The sequence below is a fragment of the Flavobacterium sp. NG2 genome (genome assembly GCF_034119845.1).
Lineage (GTDB): Bacteria > Bacteroidota > Bacteroidia > Flavobacteriales > Flavobacteriaceae > Flavobacterium.
Genome location: NZ_CP139420.1, coordinates 2,908,056 through 2,934,913, shown reverse-complemented (window position 1 = coordinate 2,934,913; position 26,858 = coordinate 2,908,056). Strand labels below are relative to the sequence as shown.

The window sequence follows — 26,858 nt, the reverse complement described above, 5'->3', positions numbered from 1 at the left end:
ATAAGAGGTGTTCTTAATAATTCTATTTTACATAATATAAATTATGATTCAATTATGAAACCGTCTATTTTAATTAATGAATATAATTTTTACAATAAAACAACTAAAAATTAACTTCAATAAAATAAAACACTATTTTTACTATCCCTTATCTAGAAATAAATGACTCCAAACGAAAAAACAATACACAAGTTTTATACTGCATTTGCTAATGCAGATACCGAAATTATGTTTAGCTGTTATGATTCAATAATTAGATTTCGAGACCCTATTTTTGGTTTGTTACATGGCAAAGATGTATTATGCATGTGGTCGATGTTAGCTGAAAAAAGCCAAGGTAACCTAAAGATTGAATTATCTAATGTAAAAGCTGATAATTTTTTAGGTTCAGCCACATGGATTGCTACTTATAATTACGGTCCTCGTAAAAGAAAGGTAATCAATAAAATATATGCTAATTTTCATTTCAAAGACGGTTTAATTATCAAACATACCGATGACTTTGATATATGGAAATGGGCCACCCAAGCACTTGGCTTAAAGGGTTTTCTTTTTGGTTGGACGGGATTTATGCAGAAAAAAATCCATGAAAATGCATTAATTTCTTTAAAAAAATATAAAAAAACACATTTTGATACTAAACACTCTAATTCAACTCTTTAATCGTGACTTAACTCGATTGAAATCGGAAATTGAAGCCTACAAAACCGAAAAAAGCATTTGGAATACCGATAAACAAATTACAAATTCGGCTGGTAATCTTTGCTTGCATATAGTTGGAAATCTAAACACTTATATCGGTGCAACCTTAGGTAATACTGGATATAAACGTCAGAGAGATTTAGAATTTTCGTTAAAAAACATTCCCAAACAAGATTTGATTCTTAAACTTGAAGAAACCATTCAGATAGTAAATACTAGTTTAGAACTTTTATCTGAAGAACAACTTTTAGAAGATTTTCCTATAGTAGTTTTTAAAGAAAAAACAACTACTGAATTCATGCTAATTCACCTTACCACTCACCTAGCTTATCATCTAGGCCAAATTAATTATCACAGACGCTTACTGGATAGTTAATATTAAATTTTAAAAGTTAATTTGGAAATTATTCACAAACTCTTACCTTGCAGCACTCTTTATAAGATAAAATTTATTAGACAATGAAAGAAATAGTACATAAAAAATTAAATGAATTACAAGCAACGGCTATTTGTGGGAATGATATTAGTTCTTCTTGCTTATATGTTTCAGCACTAACCATCTTATATGCAGGGCAATATGCGTGGATTTCTTTATTATTAGTTGCAGTAGTTCTTTTTTTGTTTCGTAAAATTTATAATGAAGTCGTTGGAGCAATTCCATTGAATGGTGGTGCTTACAATGTTTTGCTTAATACATCTTCAAAAAGATTAGCTTCACTTGCAGCAACCTTGACCGTTTTATCTTATATGGCAACTGCCGTAATATCAGCCTCCGAAGGAATGCATTATTTACACGGTATTGCCCCAAGTATCAATATAACCATTGCTACTATTGTTATATTGTTGTTATTTACAGGCTTAGCTATTTTAGGTATTGGAGAATCTGCCATTGTGGCTGTGGTCATTTTTATCACTCATTTGACCACCTTAAGTTTACTTGTATTGGCTTCTGCATTTTTTATTTTTACCAATGGATTAGATACTTTTTATATCAACTGGAGTCTTCCAATTTCGTCTGGAGGAATTGTTAATGCACTGTTTTTAGGGTTCTCAGCAGCAATGTTAGGTATTTCTGGATTTGAAAGTTCGGCAAACTTTGTAGAAGAGCAAGAACAAGGTGTGTTTCCAAAAACCTTGCGTAATATGTGGGCTATAGTTAGTTTTTTCAACCCTGTAATTGCTTTACTATTGATATGCATCATTCCTTTAGCCGAAGTTGGAGAACACCATGAGTCGTTATTAGCCTATTTAGGGAATACTACTGGAGGATCTTGGTTAGCTTATTTAATTTCTATTGATGCTGTTTTGGTACTTTGCGGAGCAGTATTGACTTCTTTTGTGGGGGTTTCTGGATTATTGAATCGTATGACATTGGACAGAATTTTACCTAACTATTTCTTAAAACAAAATAAAAGAGGCTCAAATTATAGAATTATCATTAGCTTTTTAATTCTTTGTATATCTGTTTTATTAGTAACCAAAGGAGACTTAATTGCACTTGCGGGTGTGTATACTTTTTCCTTTTTAGCTGTTATGGGATTGTTTGGTATTGGAAATTTATTATTGAAATTCAAAAGAAAGAAACTGCCACGTCCTGAAAAAGCAAGAGGAATTTCGGTGATTTTTGCGGTTTCTTTGATTATAGCAGCCTTTATAGGGAATGTTCAATTGAATGTTGATTCGTTTTACACTTTTATAAAATATCTTGCTCCTGCTTTATTATTTGTTAGCGTGATGCTTAATCGTTCTTTTCTTATCAAAGTCTTAATTGAGGCTTTAGAGTATTTTTACAAACCACTTCGTAAAATGGTGATTTTTAGTAACCGTTATTTGCTAAAAATGAATTTAAAAATAAACTCTCAAGAGTTTGTGTTTTTTACCAAAGGTGATGATGTTGCGATAATAAACAAAGTAATGCAGTACGTTCAAAATAATGAAACTACTAAAAAATTAAAAATCGTAAATATTAATAAAGATCATATAAACAATGATTTGTTAATTTCTGACCTTAAAGTTTTAGATAGAGCTTATCCTGAAATTGACATTGAATTTATTGAGTTAGAAGGTGTTTTTGGCCCTGAAATTATTGATATTTTATCGAATGAATGGAATATCCCTAAAAACTTTATGTTTATAGGTTCTCCTGGTGATCGCTTCTCTTATCGAGTTTCTGAATTAGGTGGTGTCCGATTGATTATGTAAATATCTCGGCTTTTGTGTCAGGATTTAGAGTATTATCGTCTTATTAATTAATTCTTAAAATGAAATAATTATGAAACAACAGTCTAAGTTAGTCGTAATTGTGATTCTTTTATTTTCGCAATTCATTCAAGCACAAAGTCCGTGGACAAAAGAAAAAGGGAAAGCCTATATTCAATTAGGAGCTTCTGGAATATTTTATAACCAAGCTGAAATCGATGGAAAAACAGTTGATTTGAATGCTGATTATAGTGATGTTACGACACAGTTATATACAGAGTTTGGACTAACTGACAAACTCGAAGCGCAATTGATTGTACCATACAAAATTGTCAGTGTAAAATCGGCTATAAACAATGCTACGGCTGATTTATCGGGATTGGGGAATATTACCATAGGGTTGAAATACAAATTGTATGACCAAGCTTGGAAAGTTAGTGCAGGACTACAATATGTAGCAAATACTATTGATTACGATAACGGATTAAGCACTGGTTTTGCTGCTAATAGTTTAATTCCTTACCTAGCAGCTGGAACAAGTACTGGAAAATGGTATTATTTTGGAAATTTAGGGTATGGTTATATGAGTAACAATTATTCTGATTACGTAAAATTGGATGCTGAATTAGGTTATAATATCATTCCAAAAGGACATATTATCCTTGCTTTTAATTCTAAAAATGTAATTTCAAAAGAAACTGCTTTCAATAACAATAGTACGCAATGGCCTTCTTATTTAGATCGCCAGACTTATAATGCTATGGGGTTAAAATTGAATTACGAATTTACACCCGACAAATTCGGAGCTAACTTCTCTGTTTTCGGAGCTTTTGGAAATGACAACGCTCCCCTAGCCCCATCATTAAATTTAGGAATTTATACTAAAATTTAATTTTTTTTTCAAAAGATAATGCGGACAGAAATAGTTGGCGAAAAAACACTGTAAAGCCCTTAAAAATATAATTTTCTTGAAAGTTTATTGAAATGAATTTCAATAAACTTTTTTTTTGAAGAAAAAATCAAAAAAGAGCAAAAAAAAACTTCTCAATTTCTTGAGAAGTTTTGTGGGCGATGAGGGGTTCGAACCCCCGACCCCCTCGGTGTAAACGAGGTGCTCTGAACCAGCTGAGCTAATCGCCCTATTTTATTTTGCTATACTTGTTCTGTATTGCGAGTGCAAATATAGAACTAGATTTTGTATTTACAAGCGTTTTTTGAAAATAAATTAATAAAAATTCAACATTATTTTCTTAGTTACTCAATCACAATACTTTAATGATTTAGTATTTTTTTGTAATACCCTTCGATAGTATTACATTTGCGGAAACAAATTCAATACCATGGCTCGTTTTAAAGAAAATGATTTACCCAAAGCAAAACTTACTAGTAGTTCACTACAAAAAGCTCTAAGAATATTCAATTACACCCATAATCATAAATGGAAATTTTTTATTGGTTTAGTTTTTTTATTACTAACTAGTGCAACAGCTCTTGCTTTTCCTAAACTAATGGGAATGCTTGTGGATTGTGTTACAGACAAAGACTTAGGTAAAGCTAATGAAATTGCTTTGGCACTAATGGGAATCCTTTGCCTTCAAGCTATTTTTTCATTTTTCAGAATCTCCCTTTTTGTTAATTTTACGGAGAACACCTTATCCAATATTCGTTTTGCGCTGTACGAGAATTTAATTAAACTTCCAATGTCGTTTTTCTCTCAAAAACGTGTTGGTGAACTTAACAGTCGCATAAGTGCCGATATTTCACAATTACAAGATACCCTAACCACAACTATAGCCGAATTTCTTAGACAATTCATTTTAATAATTGGTGGATTTATAATTTTAGGAAGTATTAGTCCTAAACTAACACTTATGATGCTTTGTGTTGTTCCTGTTGTAGCAGTTGCAGCGGTGATATTCGGAAGATTTATTCGTAAATACGGAAAAATGACCCAAGACAAAGTGGCCGAAAGTCAAGTTATCGTTGAGGAAACTTTACAAGGAATTAGTAATGTTAAGGCTTTCGCCAATGAGTGGTACGAATTACAGCGTTATAAGAATAAAATTAAAGAAATCGTATCTATCGCAATCAAAGGTGGTCAATACAGAGGGTATTTTGCCTCATTTATCATCTTATGTTTGTTTGGTTGCGTTGTAGCTGTAGTTTGGTACGGAATAACATTAACTATTAAGGGCGAAGTTGAAGGTGTAGGTGATTTAATTTCATTTATACTTTACACCACTTTTATTGGTGCTTCATTTGGCGGAATCGCTGAAATGTATGCGCAAATTCAAAAAGCTGTAGGTGCTACGGAACGTGTTTTTGAATTATTAGACGAAACTCCCGAAAAAATAAATTCACAACCTCATGATACAATTGTAACCAAAATAAAAGGAACAGTAAGCTTTAAAAATGTTGCCTTTAGTTACCCTTCGCGAAAAGAAATCCAAGTATTGAAAGACGTCAATTTCACTGCTGATTTTGGTCAAAAGATAGCCGTTGTAGGTCCTAGTGGTGCTGGAAAATCCACTATAGCCTCTTTATTATTACGTTTTTACGACATTTCTAGTGGCGAAATTGTCATTGACGGAAAAAATATTTACGATTATGACCTCGAAGAATTGCGAGGTAATATGAGTATCGTTCCGCAAGACGTGATTCTTTTTGGTGGAACTATTAAGGAAAACATCGCTTACGGAAAACCAAATGCTACTGACGAAGAAATATTAGTAGCAGCCAAACAAGCAAATGCTTTAAATTTTATTGAAGGTTTCCCAGAAAAGTTCGAGACCATCGTGGGAGAAAGAGGAATCAAACTTTCAGGTGGACAACGCCAGCGAATCGCTATTGCTCGTGCTTTACTTAAAAATCCGAGTATTCTGATTCTTGACGAAGCAACTTCTTCATTAGACAGTGAAAGTGAGAAATTAGTTCAAGAAGCTTTAGAGATTTTGATGCAAGGAAGAACTAGTATTATTATTGCGCACCGTTTATCAACCATTCGCTCTGCTGACCAGATTTTAGTTCTGGATAACGGAACGATTTCTGAACAAGGAACACACAAAGAGCTGATTTTACTAGAAAATGGTATTTATAAAAATTTAAGTAATTTACAGTTTAGTCATTCTTAAGTTTTAACAAAACACACGCTAAAGCTCCATTTCCGTCATAGAAATGGAGTTTTTTTTTGGGAGCAGAAGACTAGGACTTTTTAGAAAATATCGTTCCTGCCATCCGCTGTATCTTGTGGCGGCATAAATGCCAGCCGCCACAAGGATGCCGCTGCTGTCAGGGCTAGAGAAAAACATCTGGACTTATTTGACATTATTTTTTCTCCGTTCTCTTTCAGTTTTGATTAACTCCAATTCTCGATTGGTTTGCCCCACCACTGAAGTGTTCTCCTCTGCCCGACGAATTAAGTAAGGCATCACGTCTTTGACAGGTCCAAAAGGCAAATATTTAGCAACATTATACCCTTCTTGAGCTAAATTATAACTGATATTGTCGCTCATCCCATACAATTGACCGAACCAAATTCTCTTATCATCTGGCTGAATATTCTTTTGAGCCATTAAACCCATTAAGTAATAACAACTTTTTTCGTTATGCGACCCAAGAAAAAGCGCTATTGTTTCTAAGTTCTCAATAGCAAACAAGAGCGCATCATTATAATTTCTATCTGTCATTTCTTTGGTTTCACAAATTGGAGAAGAATAATTTAATTCAATTGCCCGTTCTCTTTCCTTTTCCATATAAGCTCCACGAACTAATTTAACACCAAAATAAAAACCTTCTTCACTGGCCAAATCTTTTATTTTTTTCAAATAATCCAATCGATCACAACGATACATTTGAAACGTATTATAAACAATAGCTTTTTTGGAGTTGTATTTTCGCATCATAGCTAAAGTCAAGTCATCAACAGCATTTTGTAACCAACTTTCTTCGGCATCTACTAGCAAAGGTACATCCTTATCAAAACCCTCTTTACATATTTTATCAAAACGAGCAACTACCCTATTCCATTCTTCTTGTTCTTGAACGGTCAGTTTTTCATTTTTGCTCTTTTTTTCAAACAAATAAAAACGGCCTAATCCTGTAGGTTTAAAAACGGCAAACGGAATAGCCAATCTTTCTTTAGCAAAATCAACAGTCTTTAAAATCATTGCTAAAGCTAATTCAAATTGCTCCTCGGTTTCCTTCCCCTCGACTGAATAATCCAAGACTGACGAAACACCTTTGGTAAACATTTTATCAACTACTTTAAGGCAATCATCTTCATTAACACCACCGCAAAAATGATCAAAAACAGTCGCTCTTATTAAACCCTCAACAGGTAAATGGGCTTTCAATGCAAAATTAGCTACTAATGTACCTATGCGAACTAGCGGTTCATTAGCAATCATCTTGAATAAAAAATATGCCCTTTCTAGCTCGGTATCTGTCTTCAACGAGAAAGCAATCTCTGTATTGTTGAATATTTTTTCCATGAAATTAATAATGCATTTTAAGTAAAGTTATCAAAATCTATTCGTTAGATAGAGAGTCAAATTTTAAAAAAAATCTATGAATTCACGAATTTTATTAATTAATTCAAGTTGCTAGTTGCTGTAGTATAAAAACAAAGCAGAGGTTAAGTAAATTTGTTTTGCGAACCAATAAACCTCCCCAATGCTTTGTAAAGACAAAATTATATCAATTTTTTGTTTAATAGATGATATTTTACAAGGAATTCAACATGTTGAAGATGTAAGAAGACAAGTTAGTGATAGCGAAATTATCTTGACTGCAATAGTTTCTTCAACGAGTTTTTATGGTAATCATTGCTCTGCTATAAAATTTATGAAACAATATGGATTCATCCCTAATATGCTTGATAAGAGTAGATTCAATAGACGTTTACATAAAGTTGGAAAACTTTTATACGAGTTATTTGAGATAGTAAGTTCTTATTTTAAAGATTTCTGTTGTGAAATGCATTATATCATTGATTCTTTTCCTGTTTCAGTTTGCAACAATATGAGGATTACAAATTGTAAGATTGTTTCAGGTAATAAATGGAGAGGCTATACTGCCAGTATGCGAAGTTATTTTTATGGAGTAAAAGTACAATTACTCACCACAAAGGATGGGATTCCAATAGCTTTTCATTTCACGCCAGGAAAAACTGGCGATGCAAAAGCTTTAGGGAAAATGATTGATAAATTACATGTAGAAGCTTCATTATATGGTGATAGTGCCTATACAGATTACGGACTAGAAGACATTGCATTAAATAAAAAATGCATCTTATTAAAAATTCAACGTAAGTCAAATGCTAAAAGAATTGATACGCTAGAACAAAAAAACGAAAAACTCAAGATGAGGAAAAGAGTAGAAACAACAATAAGTGATATAAAGAAAATGTTTCCAAGAACAATTCATGCTGTTACATTAGAAGGTTTTTTAATAAAACTAACACTATTTGTCTTTGGACTACAATTAAATAAGGCTATTAACTAGCAACTTGAATTAATTATAACTCTATTTTAATTCGTGATTTCGTGGCGAACAAGACTCATACGTTTATACTAATTCTTATTGAATGTTTGTTATCCTAAAAACAGTACTTAATTTTTAAAAAATTACTCGAATAAAAATCAAAAAAGCATTAGTTTTGTCAATTCAATTTAAATACTGAAAATAACTCTCTTTTTCTCGTTTAACGTATTCAACTTGAACATTTTTACACCAATTTTGAAAATTATTAAATAGATATGTCTTTACAATCACAAACCATTCAAGCTGTTGATCATCCCATACATTTTAATGAAAAAGGCTACGAAGCTTTAAATATACATTTAAAAGAAAACAAATATTCTAATTTATTTATTATTGTTGATAGCAATACCAATGAATTTTGTTTGCCTAAATTCCTTCCTCTTATTGAAACTGATTTAACAATTGAAATCATTGAATTTGAAGCTGGTGAAATCAATAAAAACATTGATACTTGTGTACAAATATGGAACGTATTAACGGAACTTGGTGGTGATAGAAAAAGCTTAGTAATCAACCTTGGTGGCGGTGTTGTCACTGATTTAGGAGGTTTTGTTGCTTCTACGTTCAAAAGAGGTATTGATTTTATTAATATCCCTACTACTCTGCTTTCAATGGTAGATGCTTCTGTTGGTGGAAAAAACGGTGTGGATTTAGGAAATTTAAAAAACCAAATTGGTGTTTTCAATTTACCTGAAATGGTGATTGTTGATACTGCTTTCCTAGAAACTGTGCCTCAAAACGAAATGCGCTCTGGACTTGCCGAAATGTTGAAACATGGTTTGATTTACGATAAAAACTATTGGGAACAATTTTTAGATTTAAAATCGATTGATTTTGATGCTTTAGACGAGTTGATTTTCCGTTCAGTAGAAATTAAAAACGACATAGTTACCAAAGATCCAACAGAAAAAAATCTAAGAAAAGCATTGAATTTTGGCCATACTTTAGGACATGCTATCGAAAGTTATTTTTTAGAAAATGAAAATAAAACAACACTATTGCATGGTGAAGCTATTGCTGTAGGAATGATTTTAGAAAGTTACATTTCTTTAAACAAAAACTTAATCTCCGAAAAAGAATTCAGTGAGATTAAAACTACACTAAAATCAATCTATGACGACATTAGTTTTGAAGAAAATGACATCGAACCAATCCTAGAATTACTCATTCACGATAAAAAAAATGAGTATGGGACGATTCAGTTTGCTTTAATTGAGGGTATCGGTAAGATTATCATCAACCAAACAGTTGAAAATGAATTGATTCTTAAAGCCTTTAAAGATTATCAATCTTAATTATTTTTTAGCTAAAAAGGATTGCATTACGTATATAATATTTTTTACATTTGCCGCAATGAAAAAGGATACAAAACAAGGAAGTTACTCATCTAAAAGAGCACAAAACAATAAATCATTTTTGACTATATTGGAGTGTTTCTATACGATTAAGGGTAATTTTATTTTTGACCTTTTTCAGTTCCTCAAAATGGAGCATGAAGAATTACAAATCATTTATGCTAATATTAGAGTTTGAATTTTAGTTTAATCTATTTTTTATTTCTAATTCTAAAAATAAACTAAAACTAAAATGAACACTAAATATTCTGACTTAATAAATCAAACATACTATTTCCCACAAGAAGAATTTACCTTAAACAAAGATAATCTTCAATTTCACAATATCGATTTGATGAAATTAGTAGAGCAATATGGTACACCTCTAAAGTTTACCTATTTGCCTCAAATATCCAACAACATCAACAAAGCCAAAAACTGGTTTCGTAAGTCGATGGAAAAAAACAAATATGAGGCTAAATACTATTACTGCTACTGCACTAAAAGTTCTCATTTTGAATATATTATGAATGAAGCTTTCAAGAATAACATTCACATTGAAACTTCATCTGCTTTTGATATTAATATCGTTGAAAATTTATTACAAAACGGCAAAATCAATAAGAGTACTTACGTAATCTGTAATGGTTTTAAAAGAGACCAATACATTGAAAACATTGCCCGTTTGATTAATCACGGTCATAAGAATACCATTCCAATTATTGATAACTACGAAGAGTTAGATTTACTTCAAGCGGAAATTAAAGGAAAATTCAAGATTGGAATTCGTATTGCAGCTGAGGAAGAACCTAAATTTGAGTTCTATACTTCTCGTTTAGGTATCGGATACAAAAACATTGTCAATTTTTATAAAAAACAAATTCAGGACAATCCAAAGTTGGAACTGAAAATGTTGCACTTTTTCATCAATACCGGTATTAATGATACTGCTTATTACTGGAATGAATTAGTGAAATGTATCAAAGTATATATTGCTCTTAAAAAAGAATGTCCTGGTCTTGACGGATTGAACATTGGTGGTGGTTTTCCTATCAAAAATTCTTTGACTTTTGAGTACGATTACCAATATATGATTGATGAAATCATCAACCAAATCAAAATAGCTTGTGATGAAGCCGAAGTAGATGTTCCTCATATCTTTACCGAATTTGGTTCATTTACTGTAGGTGAAAGTGGTGGCGCTATTTACCAAGTTTTGTATCAAAAACAACAAAACGACAGGGAAAAATGGAACATGATTGATTCTTCTTTCATCACTACTTTACCAGATACTTGGGCAATTAACAAACGTTTTATCATGCTGGCAGTAAACCGTTGGAATGATACTTACGAAAGGGTTTTATTAGGAGGATTAACTTGTGATAGTGACGATTATTACAACTCTGAACAAAACATGAATGCTATTTATTTACCCAAATACAATAAAGAGAAACCATTATACATTGGTTTTTTCAATACAGGAGCATACCAAGAAACCATTGGTGGATATGGTGGCTTACACCACTGCTTGATTCCACAACCAAAACACATCTTAATTGATCGTGATGAAAATGGGATTTTAGCAACCGAAGTTTTTTCAGAACAACAAACATCAGAAGACGTTTTGAAAATATTAGGGTACAACACAAAATAATAATTCAATATAGTAATAGTTAAATTAAAAAATCTTTACATTTGAAATTAGATTCTCTTTCAAATAATCGATTTTAATATCTTTAAAAAAAATACAATGAGTAAGGGACCTATTAGTCAATTTATCGAAAAGCACTATTTGCATTTTAATTCAGCTGCATTAGTTGATGCCGCAAAAGCCTATGAACAACAATTAGCCAACGGAGCTAAAATGATGGTTACTATGGCTGGAGCAATGAGTACAGCCGAAATTGGTAAAATATTTGCCGAAGTAATTCGTCAAGACAAAGTTCAAATCATTTCTTGTACTGGAGCTAATCTTGAAGAAGATATCATGAACTTAGTAGCTCACTCACATTACGAAAGAGTTCCTCACTACAGAGATTTAACAGCTCAAGATGAATGGGATTTATTAGAAAGAGGTTTAAATAGAGTGACAGATACTTGTATCCCTGAGCACGAAGCGTTCAGACGTTTACAAAAACACATTTTCAAAATCTGGAAAGATGCTGATGACAAAGGAGAACGTTATTTTCCTCATGAGTTTATGTACAAAATGTTACTTTCAGGAGTTCTTGAAGAATATTATGAAATAGACTTAAAAGACAGCTGGATGTATGCTGCTGCTGAGAAAAATTTACCTATTATTGTACCAGGTTGGGAAGATAGTACGATGGGAAATATTTTTGCTTCTTATGTAATTAAAGGAGAATTGAAAGCATCGACTATGAAATCTGGTATTGAATACATGACTTTCCTTGCTGATTGGTATCCAAAAAACAGCGCCAATGGTGTTGGCTTTTTCCAAATTGGTGGAGGTATCGCAGGAGATTTTCCTATCTGTGTAGTGCCAATGTTGTACCAAGATATGGAAATGCACGACGTTCCATTTTGGAGTTATTTCTGCCAAATTTCGGACTCAACAACTAGTTACGGGTCTTATTCAGGAGCAGTTCCAAATGAAAAAATAACTTGGGGTAAATTAGACATTAATACACCAAAGTTTATTATTGAATCAGATGCTACTATTGTAGCGCCATTAATTTTTGCTTATTTATTAGATTTATAGAATATCATTATGAAAAGAGTAATTGTTGATTACGCAAAACTTACAAACGAAATTTTAAACCTATTAGTGGAGCGATTCCCTGATGGATACGACGATTCTGATATTATTCGTTTTAGAAATGCTAAAAACGAATTGATTGAAGCTGTTGAAGTACGTACAGAAGACACTATTTATTTAGTTAAAGTAAGTACTAAACTAGCTGATAGAATCGAAAATTATGACGAGGATGATGAAATCGATGACGTAATCGAACCAATTGCACCAATCAAAGGTTTAGATATTGATGATGACATTGACAGTGATGACGATGAAGATGACAATCTTGACAAACCCGATTTTGATGATGAGGACGAAGATTCAGATGACAAAGATAGTTCAGATGATGACGATGACGACGATGATGAGGATTAATTCTTCTCTATAATAATACTAAAGGAACTCCATTCAAGAGTTCCTTTTTTTATTATAAAAACATATTCATTAGTGTAATTATAATTTTAAATTCAAAAAATTGGTGTTAATTTGTAGTAAAAATTTTTATATTAGACCACAATTTTTCTACTCACCTAAAGACCAGTTTTTATAAACGCCATGATCAACACTACTCTACTTCACGACACCTTAAAAGACAATTTTGGTTTTGAAAAATTCAGACCCAATCAAGAAAAAATCATCAATTCTATTTTATCAGGAAAAGACACACTAGCTATTATGCCTACTGGTGGTGGAAAATCAGTTTGTTTTCAGTTGCCTGCGATAGTATTACCTGGTATCACAATAGTCATATCTCCGTTGATAGCTTTAATGAAAGATCAAGTTGATAGCTTAAAAGCAAACGGAATTGTAGCTTGTTACATAAACAGCAGTCAGTCAGAAACAGAACAGCAAGCTCATATTGAAAATATCCTGAATAATAAAACAAAATTAGTTTATGTAGCTCCTGAAAGTTTGTCGTATTTAGAAAACACATTTAATCAAATCGCTGTCAGTCTTATTGCCATTGATGAAGCACATTGTATTTCATCTTGGGGACATGACTTTAGACCAGCTTATACTAATTTAGGCTATCTAAAAAAACGCTTCCCTTCTACTCCAATTTTAGCATTGACAGCTACAGCAGATAAAGCAACGCGTGAAGATATAAGTAAACAACTAAACTTGATAAATCCTGTTCTTTACATTTCCTCTTTTGATAGGAAAAACCTAAGTTTAGAAGTTCGTCCTGCTTTAGATAGAGTCAAACAAATCATTGATTTTATCTCTAACAAACCATTAGAATCTGGAATAATATATTGCCTAAGTCGTAAAACAACCGAGGAATTGGCTGAAAAATTACAAAAATCAGGTATCAATGCCAAAGCATATCATGCTGGGCTGGATGCTAACCTTCGCGCGCAAACACAAGATGAATTTATAAATGATGATTGTCAAGTGATTTGTGCAACGATTGCCTTCGGAATGGGAATTGATAAATCAAACGTGCGCTGGGTAATTCATTACAATCTCCCAAAAAATATTGAAGGCTATTACCAAGAAATAGGTCGTGCGGGTCGTGATGGATTACCATCAGAAACGATTATGTTTGAAAGTTATGGTGATGTAATTCAGTTACAAAAATTTGCGTCACAAGGTTTGAATGCCGAAGTACAATTGGCAAAATTAGAACGTATGCGACAATATGCTGATGCATTAAGTTGTAGAAGAAAAATTTTGTTATCCTATTTTGGAGAAATCGTTACTCAAAATTGTGGCAATTGCGATATTTGTAAAAATCCCCCCGCCTTTTTTGATGGAACTATTTTGGCACAAAAAGCTTTATCTGCTATCATTCGTTTAAAAGAATCAGAGCCTTTACCTGTAATTGTTGATTTTTTGAGAGGATCTAAGAACGCATACATTTTCGAAAAAGAATATCAAAATCTAAAAACCTATGCCGTTGGTGCTGATGTTTCTTGGTACGATTGGAATCAATATCTGATTCAACTAATTAATCAAGGCTATTGCGAAATTGCTTTTCATCAACAAAACAAAATTAAACTAACACCTCTGGCACATGAAGTTTTATTTAACGGTGAAAAAGTACAACTAACAACGGTTCAAAAAGCAACAGCAGAAAAAGTAACTATCAAAGAATCAAAAGTAAAACCTAAAAATGATTCTCTTTTTGAAATGTTACGAAAAATACGTTACGACCTATCCAAAGAAGAATCGGTTCCGGCTTATGTTATTTTTAGTGATGCTGTATTAAAAGAAATGGAAATCAATCGCCCAATGAGTGATGATGAGCTACTCGCCATTGACGGTGTTGGAAAAGTGAAATTAGAAAAGTACGGCCATATTTTCATAAAGGCCATAATCGATTTTCATAAAAGCAAAGCAGCCAAACCTAAAAAAGGAGCTACCACCTATAAGGAAACTTTAGCCTTATTCGAAAGCGGACTTTCCCCTGAAGCAATTGCTGAAAAAAGAAATTTGGGTGTTAGTACCATTATGTCACATCTGGCTAAATTATACCAAGAAGGAGTTGCCATTGATTTATTTCAATTCATTACTAAAGAAGAAGTGACAAAAATTGCAGAGGCCAAAATAATCCTAGAAAGTCCAGCGGCTTTAAAGCCCTACTTTGAACATTTTGAAGAACAAGTGCCTTATGAGAAAATCCGATTGGCATTAGCTATAATTGAAAAAGAAAGTTCTAAATAATAAAAATCATGATTCAATCTTTTGCTCCTTATGTAGATTCTAAAACGGAGATTTTAATTTTAGGTACCATGCCCGGAATTGCTTCTTTGGAAAAACAAGAATATTACGCACACAAAAGAAATCATTTTTGGAAAATCATGTACACGCTTCTCAGCGAATTACCTATTTCTGAAGTTTTTGAAGAAAAAATTAAACTTTTGAAATCTCATAAAATTGGACTTTGGGATGTGTTACAAAATTGCGAACGCAAAGGAAGTTTGGACATCCATATCAAAAACCAGAAAGAAAATGATTTTGAAACTTTATTTCAAAAATATCCTTCTATTCATAAAATAGCTTTTAACGGCAAAGAAAGTCATCGGTATTTTACCAAGAAGTTTGGACAAATAAAAGGCATCACATATTATGTGATGCCTTCTACTAGTCCGGCTAATACCATGACTTTTGAAAATAAATTAAAAATCTGGGCTACTATTTTGAAATAGCTTACAGATATCTTTCTTCAAATATTTTTTGGTGGTGTTTTTGATGTCCAATCGTTAAAAACCCTAAAGCTCTAACCGAAACCAAATTATCAGAAACTGTTCCTATTCTCATTAATTGTTCATCAGTCAAACTTTTGAAAAGAAATAAAGTTGAAAAGCGAACTGCAGATAATTCCGCTAATAAATCCTGAATACTCCTAGCGTTTGCATCGGTGTTATCAACAAAAAGATTTTCATCAAATCCTGGTAAAGGAGTGTTATCATTTCTTGAAATTCGCATCGCGCGATAAGAAAAAACCCTTTCTGAATCAATTAGATGCTGAATAATATCTTTAATAGTCCACTTATCTTCAGCATAACGAAAATCAAATTTATCCATAGGAATATTTTGAACAAACTTGATAAATTGATGAAGACTTATTTCTAAGTCTTCAATCAATTCAATATTATCTAATGCTTTTATATAGGTAGCAAAAAAAACAGAATATTCGCTTTCTTGTAATTGACTAGAGTTCATCTATTAAAATTAAGCTGAGTTTCTACTTGCATTGGTATTCCCAAAAAGAGAACGCATTACAATTTTCTCATACACCTTAATTAAGGCTTCATCAGGTTTATCTGCTTTGTTTAATTCGTTAATTCTCAATAGTGCATATTGCTGTATTGTCAACAATGGCAATACAATACGCTCTCTAATCTCAATAGAAGCTTTACCGTCAGGGTAGTTTTCCATCAATTCTTTATGACCAGCAATTTTCAACAACAAACGTTTGGTGTCCAAAAATTCATCGTAGATGTTTTGCCAAAATTCACCAAACTCAGGATCATTTTTCATATAGGCTGTTAATGGGAAAAATGACTTAGCCAATGACATCATACTATTTTCAAGAAGTGTTCTAAAAAACATTGAATTATCATACAAAGCCTGAACTTTATCCCATTCACCTGTTTCTTCAAAACGCCTTAAAGCAGCTCCTACTCCATAAAAACCAGGAACATTTTGCTTCAATTGACTCCAAGAACCAACAAATGGTATCGCTCTTAAATCTTTAAAATCTAATGATGCCGACTTACTTCTTTTAGAAGGGCGACTACCAATATTTGTTTTAGCATAATACTTCAAAGTACTCATTTTCTCCAAATAAGGTATAAATTTAGGATGATTCTTGAAGCTTAAATACTTCTCATATCCTAACTCAGAAAGCTGCCCCATCACTTCTTTATCTTCAGGAGAAAGAATGTTGTTCGTTTTATTAAATACCTGATTCGTTACACCTGCACTCAATAAGTTCTCTAAATTGTGACGACAAGAATCCAATGTTCCAAAATTAGAACTAATAGTTTGTCCTTGTACTGTGATTTGAATTTCTTTGTTTTCAATATTTGGACCTAAAGAAGCGTAAAATTTATGCGTTTTTCCTCCTCCACGTGCCGGTGGTCCACCACGACCATCAAAGAAAATTACTTCTACATCATATTTCCTAGAAATAGCAGTCAAAGCTTCTTTGGCTTGATAAATACTCCAGTTGGCCATCAAATAACCTCCATCTTTTGTACCATCAGAGAACCCTAACATGATTGTTTGAATGTTACCTCTGTTTTTCAAATGAGCCGCATACATCGGATTAGTATACAATTTCTCCATGATATTATGAGAATCCAACAAATCATCAACTGATTCAAAAAGCGGAATCACATCTACGGTAGGTTGCTCCCAATCAGTTAAACGAATCATGGCTAACGTTTCCATTACATTCAAAGCACTTTCGTTATTACTAATGATATAACGATTTGCTCCTTGCTCACCATTTTTGGCTTGAATAGTTTTTATTGCTTGTATTGATTCGATAGTAGAACGAGTCATTACATCTTCAAAGTCAGCTCCGTTTAGATTTCCTTTTGCATTTGATAATACATCAAATTTTTCAGCCTCTGTTAATTCATAATAATTTTTAGGAAATACAGAAGGATCATTTTTTTGATAATAATCAAAAACATCTCTAAAAACAGCATCATGAATACGACTGTTTTGACGAATATCCAAAGTAGCAAAGTAGAAACCAAACAAATTAACATTGATTATCAATGACTCTAATTCATCAAGATATAACGATTCATGTTGCTCAACTACGATATTTTTAATTTTGTTTAATTGAGATTTCAATTCATCAAGAGTAATAAATATATCTCCTTGCGAATAAAAAACAGAACGGTATAATTTATCTTCTAATTCAGCTATCAAAACATCTACATTAAAGAACGTTAATTTTCTTTTTAGACGTCTTACTTCCATATAGTAACATTTTAAGATTGAAGTCCTCAATCTATCAGCTACTTTTAATGTAATTTCAGTTGTTACAAATGGATTTCCATCACGGTCACCTCCTGGCCAGAAACCTAATTTGATAATCGAATTATCAACTGTTTCACCTTGAAAAACATTCTTTTGAAGATAATGAATCATATCACTTGAGGTAGGATAAAATACATTTTCTAGGTACCAAATTAAACTTACTGCTTCATCGAAAGGATTTGGCTTTTCGTTTTTGATAAAAGGAGTTTTACCCAACTGAGCCAATAACTGCTTAATTCTAAGTAAGTCATTCTCTCTAATTGCTTTTGTTAAGTCATTGATAATACCTAAAACGGCACCAGGGTAAAATTGTGTAGGATGTGCTGTTAGCACTGTTCTTACATTGAAGTCTTTTAAAAACGCAACTAACTCTTCTTTAGCTCCTCTAGCATCTGCCTTTTCTTTAATATCTCTCAAAGACCCTCTACCTTCCATGTTGTTAACTACTGGAAAAGCAGCATCTTCAATAGCATCAAACAAAACAATTTGACGTTCTATATATTGAATAAAGCGAAACATTAAATCAATTTGCTCTTTCTCATTAGTACTATGTAAGTACTTCTTTGAGAAAAATTCCATTATTTCTTTAGGTGTTTCTTGTTTTTTGAAACCCGTTTCACAAACATCGGTAAATAAAGGCAACATTACACCTGTATTATCAATGGAGTCAAAAGGTAACGTTATAAAAACACTATTATAAATATTGTATTTAGAAAGGACATTTTGATTAAAACGCTCAATTTTTGGAAGTGTATACATAAATTATTATCGTTATTTTAGATTGGATTTTATAAAAAAATAACCCCAAGAACTAACTTAAGGTTATATTTAAAATATAAACTTTTATTCTTATTACATGTTTTTAAAGATGGTATGCATCAAACGTTTCTTATCGTTGATACTTTCCTCTAAAGAAATCATAGTTTCAGTTCTATATACGCCATCAATATCATCAATCATAAAGATTACATCTTTAGCATGTTTTGTGTCTTTTGCTCTAATCTTACAAAAGATATTAAATTTCCCTGTAGTCACAGAAGCAACAGTAACAAATGGAATTTCATTGATTCGCTCTAAAACAAACTTAGTTTGTGAGGTGTTGTTAAGGAAAACACCTACATAAGCAATGAATGAATACCCTAATTTATCATAGTCCAAAACCAATGATGAACCCATGATAATACCAGCATCTTCCATTTTTTTAACACGAACATGAACAGTTCCTGCCGAAATTAATAATTTCTTAGCAATATCTGTAAAAGGAACTCTTGTATTGTCAATTAACATATCCAAAATCTGATGATCTACTTCATCTAAACGGAATTTACTCATAATTCTTTAAATTAATTTTATTAACTCACTTACAAAGTATAAAAATATACATAAAAACAATAAAAACAGATAAAATTTTAAATTTTTATCAATCCGTTAACGAATTTTATGTTATTATCTAAGTTGAAAGTTGCTTTTTGATCTAATTTCGGAAAATTTTGATGTTCATCTTGGTATGTAGCTCCTTTTCCATCATATTCGTAATGACCAAAACGCCCTTCTAAATCTCCAATTTCAGCAATATAAGCGTTGAAAACAATATCATTTCCAATCAACTCCTCTTTGTATTGAGCAGCAAAATTCGTTATTTTTTCAATACCATCATAATTTATTTTTATGTTTTTGTATATAAAATCATAAAAAACGGGTTTATTTTGAGGAATATTCAAATAATTCTCAATTCCGTTAACAACTATATCGTTTTCGGAAAGTATTTTATAACTTGTAAGTAAAGCCATGAAAACAAATTTCCGAGTTTCTTCACGCTTATAATCGTCTTGATAATGCCCTGCTTCAAACAATAAAGTTGGCACTCCTAAGTATTGAAACGTATCACCTATGCAATTGATATTAAAGGAATCATCAAAACGACCCACCTGATTGGGTATATATCGCTGTAAAACCGAATTAATTCCTGCGATTAACTCAATCGCTTTTAATCGAGAATCATTTACCTCTCGAGCTTCATTATAAGAAGGCGCCAAAAAAGACATAGTTGCTGGCTTCCCTGAGTCCTCTACACCAAAAATTGTACGTTGATCATGTAGATTGAAACAATAATGAGGTTTAAAGTCCTCAAATACCTCACGCAGCACTCTGCTCTCTGGTTGAGTTAAATCTTGAGAGTCCCTATTTAAATCAACTTTATTAGCATTTACACGAGTATACAATCGAGCTCCATCTGGATTAAGCATCGGAAGTGCACAAAATGTAAAGGTATCTAATAATTGAGTTGCTAATTCTGAACCGCTTTTTAATAGATTAAAAAAATCAAACAATCCTTTAGTAGTCGTACTTTCATTTCCATGCATTTGTGACCACAAAAAAATTCTTGTTTTTCCGCTTCCAATTTGGTATTTATAAACAGGTTCTCCAAGAACTGATTGACCTATAATTGACAGTTCATTATTCGTATTTAATTTTTTCAAAAGAGGCTCAACTGAATCTAAAGTTAGATACCTACCCGAGATAGATTGCTCTTTATTTTCAATGAACAGTTGTTCTAAATTCATAACATATTATTTAATTTACAAAAGTAAACATCTTTATTTTTACATTTGTAAACTACAAAAAACAAGACATTATTATAATTGTAAACAGATTTGTATTCAGATTAATTGTTTTTAAATAGCCTGTAATTGACAAATGTTACTTAAGTTTAACTCCAATACTTACCTATTGTAATTCAGTTACTTAATGTTGTTTATTTAACCTTATCATTTATACATAAAGTTGTGTTTTGATTGATTTACAGTTGTAATTTTGCGTTTTTAACTCTAATTGATTACATTTGTAAATAGTTAATTTTTAATTACAATTTACAATGGTAAACATAGATGATTTTATAAAAAGATTAGAAATTATACTAGATTACTATGGGCTAAATGCTTCTGCTTTTGCGGATAAAATTGGTGTACAAAGATCTAGTTTATCCCATCTTCTATCTGGCAGAAATAAACCTAGCTTAGATTTTATTCTTAAAATATTGGAAGAATTTCCAGATGTAGATTTATACTGGATACTCAACGGAAAAGGTCAATTTCCTAAGACAAACGGAAATCAAAATGTTGTAGACAACATTACGAATACCATTTCAAAAACAGAGACACCTACTCCTGCCAAAGAAAACATCGAATCAAATGATTTGTTTTCTGAAGCCGTTACAATCGAAAATAAAGAAATAGAAACATCAAAGAAAGAAATAATTGAAGCTAACATTGCAGCATCTTTTTCATCGGATGTGGAAAAAATAGTTTTCTTTTATAAGGACGGTACATTCAAAGTTTTTAATTCAAAATAGTTTGTCGGATTAAATTAAATCCTATTTTTGAAACAAACTGACCTTCATGATAAAACAAATACTCAGCTACCTTATCCCTATTGTTCTTTATAAAAGGAAATCAAAACTAAGTAAGTCTTTGGAGGTTTTATGGAATAAAGGTGAATTAGTTATTGATTCTGAAAACACTAATTATTCTTATGGCGATTTACAGCGAATTTTAAAAATTGGACTTCTAGATATCGGTTTTGAAAAAATAGTACGCATGAATCATATTCTGGTACTTGGGGTTGCTGGAGGTAGCGTAGTTAAAACCTTAATTGAAGACATTCAGTTTAAAGGTAAAATCACTGGGGTTGAAATTGATCCCGAAATCATTAAAATTGCTAATAAATACTTCAATCTTAAAGATATTTCTCAACTCAATATAGTAATTGATGATGCTTTCGAATTTGTTCTAAAAACCAAGGACAAATATGATTTAATTATTGTCGATGTTTTTCAAGATACCCAAATGCCTAATTTTTTATATCAAAATTATTTTACAGATAGAATTTGTTCTCTTTTAAACTCCAAAGGATATATTTTATTCAACACTATGCTTTTGGATAAAAAACAAAATCTCCTTAATGAAACCTATATTTCCAGTTTCAAGAAGGAGAACTTTAGCATCCGTGCTATTCCTAGAGTAGAAAAACACAACGAATTAATTGTAATCGAACGTACACATTAAACCATTTTACGGGCTTTTTCTAAATCTTCTTTAGTATCTATCCCAATTCCAATGTGAGTAGTTTCTATCATTTTGATGCTTTTGCCAAACTCTAAATAACGTAATTGCTCTAATTTCTCGGATGCTTCCAAGGACTGCATTGGTAAATTATAAAAATCCATCAAAGCTTGTTTTCTAAAGGCATAAATCCCGATATGCTTCATATAACGTACACCTACATTCGTTTCTCTTGGAAAAGGAATTACTGAACGAGAAAAGTACAATGCAAATCCGTTTTGATTCACTACTACTTTTACATTATTAGGATTGTTGATTTCTTCCTCTTCTTTAATTTCACACATTAACGAAGCCAAATCAACTTTCTTATCAAAATCATTTTTATAAACTTCAATTAATTTCTCGAGCGCTTCAGTATCTATAAAAGGTTCGTCACCTTGCACATTCACTACCACATCCACATCCATGTTTTCAACCGCTTCGGCTATTCGGTCACTTCCTGATTCGTGTTCCTTGATACTCATAATGGCTTTTCCTCCATTGGAATCAATTTCGTTAAAAATCAATTCGGAATCCGTTACAACAAATACATCATCAAAAAGATTTGATTTTTTGGCAGCTTCGTAGGTCCTTAAAATCACTGTTTTTCCTCCCAAATCCTGCATTAACTTGGCATGGAATCGTGTAGAGGCGTAACGTGCGGGAATGACTGCTATTATTTTCATTTTGTATTATTTTTTACTGCTAAGGTGTTTTGCCGTTAAGGCACTAAGTCGCAAAGATATTTTAAAAATTTAATTTAGAGATTAAGATTTATAACAAAATCATTTTAAGTATTTTCAATAAACTCATACTCAACGAATCGGTATCATATTTCCCCTTAAAAAATAAACCCCACTTAAATTTAGTGAGGTTCTGTTTAAATATTTAAATCGTTATAATGTCCTTTTAAACTATGAATCAATACTATACCTTCATCTGGAATTTCATAAACAATTCGATGTTCTTCATTTATTTTCCTAGACCAAGTTCCTAGTAAATTATATTTCAACGCTTCAGGTTTACCAATTCCTTGGAATGGAGTTTTAACTATATCTTCAATCAAAAGTTGGATCTTTTTCTGAATAGCTTTATTGCCTGATTTCTTCCAAAATTCTATATGTTCAATAGCTTTTTTAGTGAATTTTACTTCCATAAATCTTCAGTAGAAATAGTCGTAGAATCACCTCTCTTATACTCCTCTCTGCCTTCTTCAACTGATTTCACAAAATCAGGATTATAAGGACTATCATCTTCCTCTACAGTAATATTTTTAACTCCTTTTAAATGTTCTAAAAGTGTTTTAACAAACGAAAGGCTTTTTTTATCTACCTCAATAGTTATAGTACTCATCTTGTATGTTTTAAGATTACAAAGATAATTAAAAATCATTTTTTTTACTAAAAACCTTTCAAACAATCTTTTTTTTTTTAAGGATGATATAATCAAACTAAAACCTATAAATTAAATAATAGTCTTTTAATTTCCTGAAACTTAAATGACTTATATGTTTAAAAGGATTAATCCACAAAGCTGTCATCCTTAAATCCTATCAAATATAATTTGTTTTTGGCACGGGTCATGGCTGTGTACAACCAACGAATATAATCCCTATCCACACCGTTGGGTAAGTATGGTTGTTCAATGAAAACCGTATTCCATTGCCCTCCTTGTGATTTATGACAAGTGATTGCATAGGAGAACTTTACCTGCAGCCCATTAAAGTATTCATTTGCTTTTACTTTTTGAAATTTCTTGTATTTGGTAGTCTCATTTTCATAGTCTTTCATCACCTCTTCATATAAGCGATTCGAGTCTTCATATGACAAGGATGGTGATTCACTTTTGATGGTATCTAACAACAAAACCGTTTCAAAAGGAATTTGTTTTGGATAATCGACCATTCTTATTTTTACTTTGGCAAACTTAAAACCGTACAATTCTTGGATCTTGAAAATTTCTAAAACTTCGATAATATCACCATTGGCAATAAAACCAGCTTCGTCCGAATCTTTTAACCAAAAATAATTATTCTTGACCACCATCAAAAAATCGCCAGAAGACAACTCACTTTCCTTATCCAAAATTTTAGAACGGATTTGTTCATTGTACTGGTTTGCTCTTTTGTTAGACCGAACAATAAAAGCGGTGTCCTCAATACTATAATTACTATACGAAGAATGAATGGCATCTTGAATATCATAGCCGTCAATTAATCGAACAATATCTTTAAATTTACGAACATCAAACTGAAAATCACTAATAAAAGAATCTTTCAACAATTCTCTTAATTCGGTAGCGTTGAATAAGATTCCTGAGTCTTCTTCTTGACGCATAACTTCATCAAGTTCAATATGCTCGACTTCTTTATTGTAATGTAAGCTTAAAGTGTTAATATCAAGCGCAGGACTCACCTCTAAATTCACTGGCGGCAACTGTGCGGTATCTCCAAGCAGTATCATTTTACAGTTGGTTCCCGAATAAACATACGAAATCAAATCGTCCAACAACGAACCGTTTTCGTATAATTTAGAATCTGAATTGGTGTCTGAAATCATCGAAGCTTCATCGACAATAAATATGGTGTTTTTATGTTTGTTGGGTTGCAATACAAAAGAAACGCCACCTCCAGATGATTTCTTCGGGAAATAGATTTTTTTATGAATCGTATAGGCTGGTTTATCGGAATAATTAGCAATTACTTTTGCCGCACGACCTGTAGGTGCAAGCAACACATATTTTTTATTGATTTCCTGTAGATTGTTTACGATTGTCGAAATCACAGTCGTTTTTCCTGTCCCTGCGTATCCTTTGAGTACAAAAATTGTATCATTATAAGTATCAGTCAAAAAGACAGCAATTTTTTGAAAAAAAATATCCTGATTGTAGGTTGGTGCAAAAGGAAAATTTTTTCGTAAAAGGCTATAAAATAAGGAGGAATTCATCTAATTGTGGAAATTGTAAATTGAAGTTCAAAGGTAGCTTTTTTTAGCAGACCAATTAAACGGATGTAACAGATTAACACAGATTACTTTTTAAAACTTTCGATAAATCCTCGTACTCTCTAGTACTCTTGGTATCAAATCTTAAAAAAACTTTGCGAACCACATAACCACTTTAGTCTGCTTTACGCTAAAATTATTCTCCTTAAATACTATTGCTGTTGGTTTTAAAATTTGTAAGTTTGTCGTGCTGAAAAAATCAACAACACTAATGGACATTACCGAGAAAAAATACAAAAGACTATCCATTCAAGTATCCTTGACTGGGCTTTCTTATTGCTGTTTTGACACTTTAAACAACACGGTTTCCTCTTTTAATGAAGTTCATTTTGACGCTATTGATAAAGGGATAAAAATCGAAGAATTATTTTCGGATGCTTTTGAAAAACATACTGAATTGAATGAAGATTTTGATGATGTGTTAATCATTCACAATAACAACCTTTCGACTTTTGTGCCTACTGCACTTTTTGATGAAAATTTCATTGGAAGCTATTTGCAGTATAACACTAAAGTATTTGAAACGGATTTTTTTGCTTTTGACGAAATCAGTAATTATCAAATTAATGCGGTTTATATTCCGTATGTCAATATGAATAACTTTTTTATTGACAAATTTGGCACTTTCGATTACAAACATGCCAACAGTATTTTGGTGACCAAGTTAATGGAGAAATCCAAAAATAATGATACCAAAACCATGTGGGTTCATTTTAATGAAGGGCATTTTGAAATCATTGTAATTCAGAATCAAAAGTTGCTTTTATTCAATTCTTTTGAATATTCTACCCCAGAAGATTTCTTGTATTACCTCCTTTTTACAGCAGAACAACTCAATATGAATCCGGAGAATTTCCCTCTCGAATTAATAGGGAATATTGTTACGGATAGTGATTTTTACAAAATAGCCTATCGATTTATTCGCAACATCCGTTTGATTGATGTAGAAGACTTACGATGGAACAATTATTTTTCTGAGGCCGAAAACAGAAAACACTTTATACTTTTCAACTCATGAGAATCATTTCAGGTAAATACAAAGGCAGACGTATCTCACCACCAAAAGGACTTCCTGTTCGACCAACGACCGATATGTCCAAAGAGGCCTTATTTAATGTTTTGAACAATCATTTTAATTTTGAAGGATTAAAAGTACTGGATTTGTTCTCTGGAACAGGAAATATTAGTTACGAATTTGCCTCTAGAGGAAGTTCTCCAATTACTTCTGTAGACGGAGATTTTGGATGTGTTAAATTCATTAAACAAACAGCAGCCGAATATGACTTTAATATTGCTGCCACAAAAAGTGATATTTTTAAGTTTTTAGAAAAAAACAAAGCTACCTACGACATTATTTTTGCCGATCCTCCATATAATTTTGATCAAGCAACGTTCGAAAAGATTGTATTACTCATTTTTGCGAATAACTGTTTGAATGATGACGGCATGATGATTATAGAACATTCTAAATATACCAAATTAGACCATCTTACCCACTTTTCATTTAAGAAAACCTATGGTGGTTCCATCTTTAGCTTTTTTGAAATGGAAAACGGAGAGCAAGAAATAGAAGAAGACACTGATGGTGAAGAAGAATAAGAAAATCCCTTTACGATAAAAAATAAAGGGATTTCTGCTTTTTATATATACTATTTTAAACCAACGAAAACAGGTTAAACCCATGAGTTTTATAACCGTAGATTCGCTAATTTTTTTA

Annotated in this window: 26 protein-coding genes and 1 tRNA gene; 17 read left to right on the top strand and 10 right to left on the bottom strand. The window is 31.9% G+C overall.

Features of this window, described 5'->3' with window-relative positions; all coding sequences use genetic code 11:
- Window positions 1–162 precede the first annotated feature (162 nt).
- The 4 genes from SLW70_RS12230 to SLW70_RS12215 all read left to right on the top strand — a co-directional run bounded on the left by SLW70_RS12230 (window position 163) and on the right by SLW70_RS12215 (window position 3,793).
- Window positions 163–663, top strand: a complete 501-nt coding sequence (locus SLW70_RS12230) for a nuclear transport factor 2 family protein (protein WP_320888708.1) — start codon at window positions 163–165, stop codon at window positions 661–663.
- Window positions 632–1,078 (top strand): DUF1572 family protein, encoded by a 447-nt coding sequence (locus SLW70_RS12225; RefSeq protein WP_320888707.1) that lies wholly within the window; start codon window positions 632–634, stop codon window positions 1,076–1,078. Before SLW70_RS12230 ends, SLW70_RS12225 begins: the two co-directional genes overlap by 32 nt.
- Before the next feature lie 83 nt (window positions 1,079–1,161).
- Entirely contained in the window at window positions 1,162–2,904 is a 1,743-nt protein-coding gene (locus tag SLW70_RS12220) for an APC family permease (RefSeq protein ID WP_320888706.1), read from the top strand.
- A gap of 70 nt (window positions 2,905–2,974) precedes the next feature.
- Complete coding sequence (locus SLW70_RS12215; protein WP_320888705.1) at window positions 2,975–3,793, top strand: hypothetical protein; 819 nt, start codon at window positions 2,975–2,977, stop codon at window positions 3,791–3,793.
- A gap of 173 nt (window positions 3,794–3,966) precedes the next feature.
- Here SLW70_RS12215 and SLW70_RS12210 read toward each other — a convergent pair.
- Window positions 3,967–4,041 (bottom strand) — tRNA-Val (locus SLW70_RS12210).
- Between the two features lie 200 nt (window positions 4,042–4,241).
- Here SLW70_RS12210 and SLW70_RS12205 point away from each other — a divergent pair.
- Window positions 4,242–6,032, top strand: a complete 1,791-nt coding sequence (locus tag SLW70_RS12205) for an ABC transporter ATP-binding protein (protein ID WP_320888704.1) — start codon at window positions 4,242–4,244, stop codon at window positions 6,030–6,032.
- A gap of 183 nt (window positions 6,033–6,215) precedes the next feature.
- Here the strand turns inward: SLW70_RS12205 and SLW70_RS12200 are convergent, their stop codons facing one another.
- Window positions 6,216–7,391 (bottom strand): proline dehydrogenase family protein, encoded by a 1,176-nt coding sequence (locus SLW70_RS12200; protein ID WP_320888703.1) that lies wholly within the window; start codon window positions 7,389–7,391, stop codon window positions 6,216–6,218.
- A 181-nt stretch (window positions 7,392–7,572) separates the two neighbouring features.
- On the opposite strand from SLW70_RS12200, the gene SLW70_RS12195 reads away from it, so the two are divergent.
- The 8 genes from SLW70_RS12195 to SLW70_RS12160 all read left to right on the top strand — a co-directional run bounded on the left by SLW70_RS12195 (window position 7,573) and on the right by SLW70_RS12160 (window position 15,686).
- Window positions 7,573–8,403 (top strand): IS982 family transposase, encoded by an 831-nt coding sequence (locus tag SLW70_RS12195; RefSeq protein ID WP_320888702.1) that lies wholly within the window; start codon window positions 7,573–7,575, stop codon window positions 8,401–8,403.
- 254 nt (window positions 8,404–8,657) lie between these two features.
- The gene (gene aroB / locus SLW70_RS12190; RefSeq protein WP_320888701.1) at window positions 8,658–9,737 is read left to right on the top strand and encodes a 3-dehydroquinate synthase; all 1,080 of its coding nucleotides are present in this window, start codon (window positions 8,658–8,660) and stop codon (window positions 9,735–9,737) included.
- A gap of 58 nt (window positions 9,738–9,795) precedes the next feature.
- A complete protein-coding gene (locus tag SLW70_RS12185) occupies window positions 9,796–9,975 on the top strand; it encodes a hypothetical protein (RefSeq protein ID WP_320888700.1) in 180 nt (59 codons plus the stop codon).
- Window positions 9,976–10,029: 54 nt separating this feature from the next.
- Window positions 10,030–11,430, top strand: coding sequence for an arginine decarboxylase (locus tag SLW70_RS12180; RefSeq protein WP_320888699.1), 1,401 nt, complete (start codon window positions 10,030–10,032; stop codon window positions 11,428–11,430).
- Window positions 11,431–11,526: 96 nt separating this feature from the next.
- Entirely contained in the window at window positions 11,527–12,498 is a 972-nt protein-coding gene (locus SLW70_RS12175; protein WP_320888698.1) for a deoxyhypusine synthase family protein, read from the top strand.
- 9 nt (window positions 12,499–12,507) lie between these two features.
- Entirely contained in the window at window positions 12,508–12,909 is a 402-nt protein-coding gene (locus tag SLW70_RS12170; RefSeq protein ID WP_320888696.1) for a DNA primase, read from the top strand.
- Between the two features lie 180 nt (window positions 12,910–13,089).
- On the top strand, window positions 13,090–15,201 hold the full coding sequence (gene recQ, locus SLW70_RS12165; RefSeq protein ID WP_320888695.1) for a DNA helicase RecQ: 2,112 nt from the start codon (window positions 13,090–13,092) through the stop codon (window positions 15,199–15,201).
- Between the two features lie 8 nt (window positions 15,202–15,209).
- Window positions 15,210–15,686 carry a DNA-deoxyinosine glycosylase gene (locus SLW70_RS12160; RefSeq protein WP_320888694.1) on the top strand — a complete coding sequence of 159 codons (477 nt, stop codon included), beginning with the start codon at window positions 15,210–15,212 and terminating at the stop codon, window positions 15,684–15,686.
- Between the two features lies 1 nt (window position 15,687).
- On the opposite strand, the gene SLW70_RS12155 is transcribed toward SLW70_RS12160, so the two are convergent.
- The 4 genes from SLW70_RS12155 to SLW70_RS12140 form a co-directional block, all read right to left on the bottom strand.
- Window positions 15,688–16,203 (bottom strand): DinB family protein, encoded by a 516-nt coding sequence (locus SLW70_RS12155; protein ID WP_320888693.1) that lies wholly within the window; start codon window positions 16,201–16,203, stop codon window positions 15,688–15,690.
- Between the two features lie 9 nt (window positions 16,204–16,212).
- Window positions 16,213–18,798 (bottom strand): phosphoenolpyruvate carboxylase, encoded by a 2,586-nt coding sequence (locus SLW70_RS12150; protein WP_320888692.1) that lies wholly within the window; start codon window positions 18,796–18,798, stop codon window positions 16,213–16,215.
- 93 nt (window positions 18,799–18,891) lie between these two features.
- Window positions 18,892–19,371, bottom strand: a complete 480-nt coding sequence (locus SLW70_RS12145) for an Lrp/AsnC family transcriptional regulator (protein ID WP_072943262.1) — start codon at window positions 19,369–19,371, stop codon at window positions 18,892–18,894.
- Between the two features lie 77 nt (window positions 19,372–19,448).
- Window positions 19,449–20,603, bottom strand: coding sequence for a M14 metallopeptidase family protein (locus SLW70_RS12140; protein WP_320888690.1), 1,155 nt, complete (start codon window positions 20,601–20,603; stop codon window positions 19,449–19,451).
- Between the two features lie 311 nt (window positions 20,604–20,914).
- Between SLW70_RS12140 and SLW70_RS12135 the strand changes: the two genes are divergently transcribed.
- Both SLW70_RS12135 and SLW70_RS12130 read left to right on the top strand, forming a co-directional pair.
- Window positions 20,915–21,391, top strand: a complete 477-nt coding sequence (locus SLW70_RS12135) for a helix-turn-helix domain-containing protein (RefSeq protein ID WP_320888689.1) — start codon at window positions 20,915–20,917, stop codon at window positions 21,389–21,391.
- Between the two features lie 46 nt (window positions 21,392–21,437).
- Complete coding sequence (locus SLW70_RS12130; protein ID WP_320888688.1) at window positions 21,438–22,103, top strand: fused MFS/spermidine synthase; 666 nt, start codon at window positions 21,438–21,440, stop codon at window positions 22,101–22,103.
- Here SLW70_RS12130 and kdsB read toward each other — a convergent pair.
- From kdsB to SLW70_RS12110, 4 genes are all read right to left on the bottom strand, one after another.
- Entirely contained in the window at window positions 22,100–22,825 is a 726-nt protein-coding gene (gene kdsB, locus SLW70_RS12125) for a 3-deoxy-manno-octulosonate cytidylyltransferase (protein ID WP_320888687.1), read from the bottom strand. The genes SLW70_RS12130 and kdsB overlap by 4 nt on opposite strands.
- Window positions 22,826–23,019: 194 nt before the next feature.
- A complete protein-coding gene (locus SLW70_RS12120; RefSeq protein WP_320888686.1) occupies window positions 23,020–23,295 on the bottom strand; it encodes a Txe/YoeB family addiction module toxin in 276 nt (91 codons plus the stop codon).
- A complete protein-coding gene (locus SLW70_RS12115; protein WP_320888685.1) occupies window positions 23,286–23,492 on the bottom strand; it encodes a DUF2683 family protein in 207 nt (68 codons plus the stop codon). Before SLW70_RS12115 ends, SLW70_RS12120 begins: the two co-directional genes overlap by 10 nt.
- Window positions 23,493–23,659: 167 nt before the next feature.
- On the bottom strand, window positions 23,660–25,084 hold the full coding sequence (locus SLW70_RS12110) for an ATP-dependent DNA helicase (RefSeq protein WP_320888684.1): 1,425 nt from the start codon (window positions 25,082–25,084) through the stop codon (window positions 23,660–23,662).
- Window positions 25,085–25,352: 268 nt separating this feature from the next.
- On the opposite strand from SLW70_RS12110, the gene SLW70_RS12105 reads away from it, so the two are divergent.
- Both SLW70_RS12105 and SLW70_RS12100 read left to right on the top strand, forming a co-directional pair.
- The gene (locus SLW70_RS12105) at window positions 25,353–26,159 is read left to right on the top strand and encodes a DUF3822 family protein (protein ID WP_320891792.1); all 807 of its coding nucleotides are present in this window, start codon (window positions 25,353–25,355) and stop codon (window positions 26,157–26,159) included.
- Window positions 26,156–26,740 (top strand): RsmD family RNA methyltransferase, encoded by a 585-nt coding sequence (locus SLW70_RS12100; protein WP_320888682.1) that lies wholly within the window; start codon window positions 26,156–26,158, stop codon window positions 26,738–26,740. The genes SLW70_RS12105 and SLW70_RS12100 overlap by 4 nt, the downstream gene beginning before the upstream one ends.
- The last annotated feature ends 118 nt before the right edge of the window (window positions 26,741–26,858 follow it).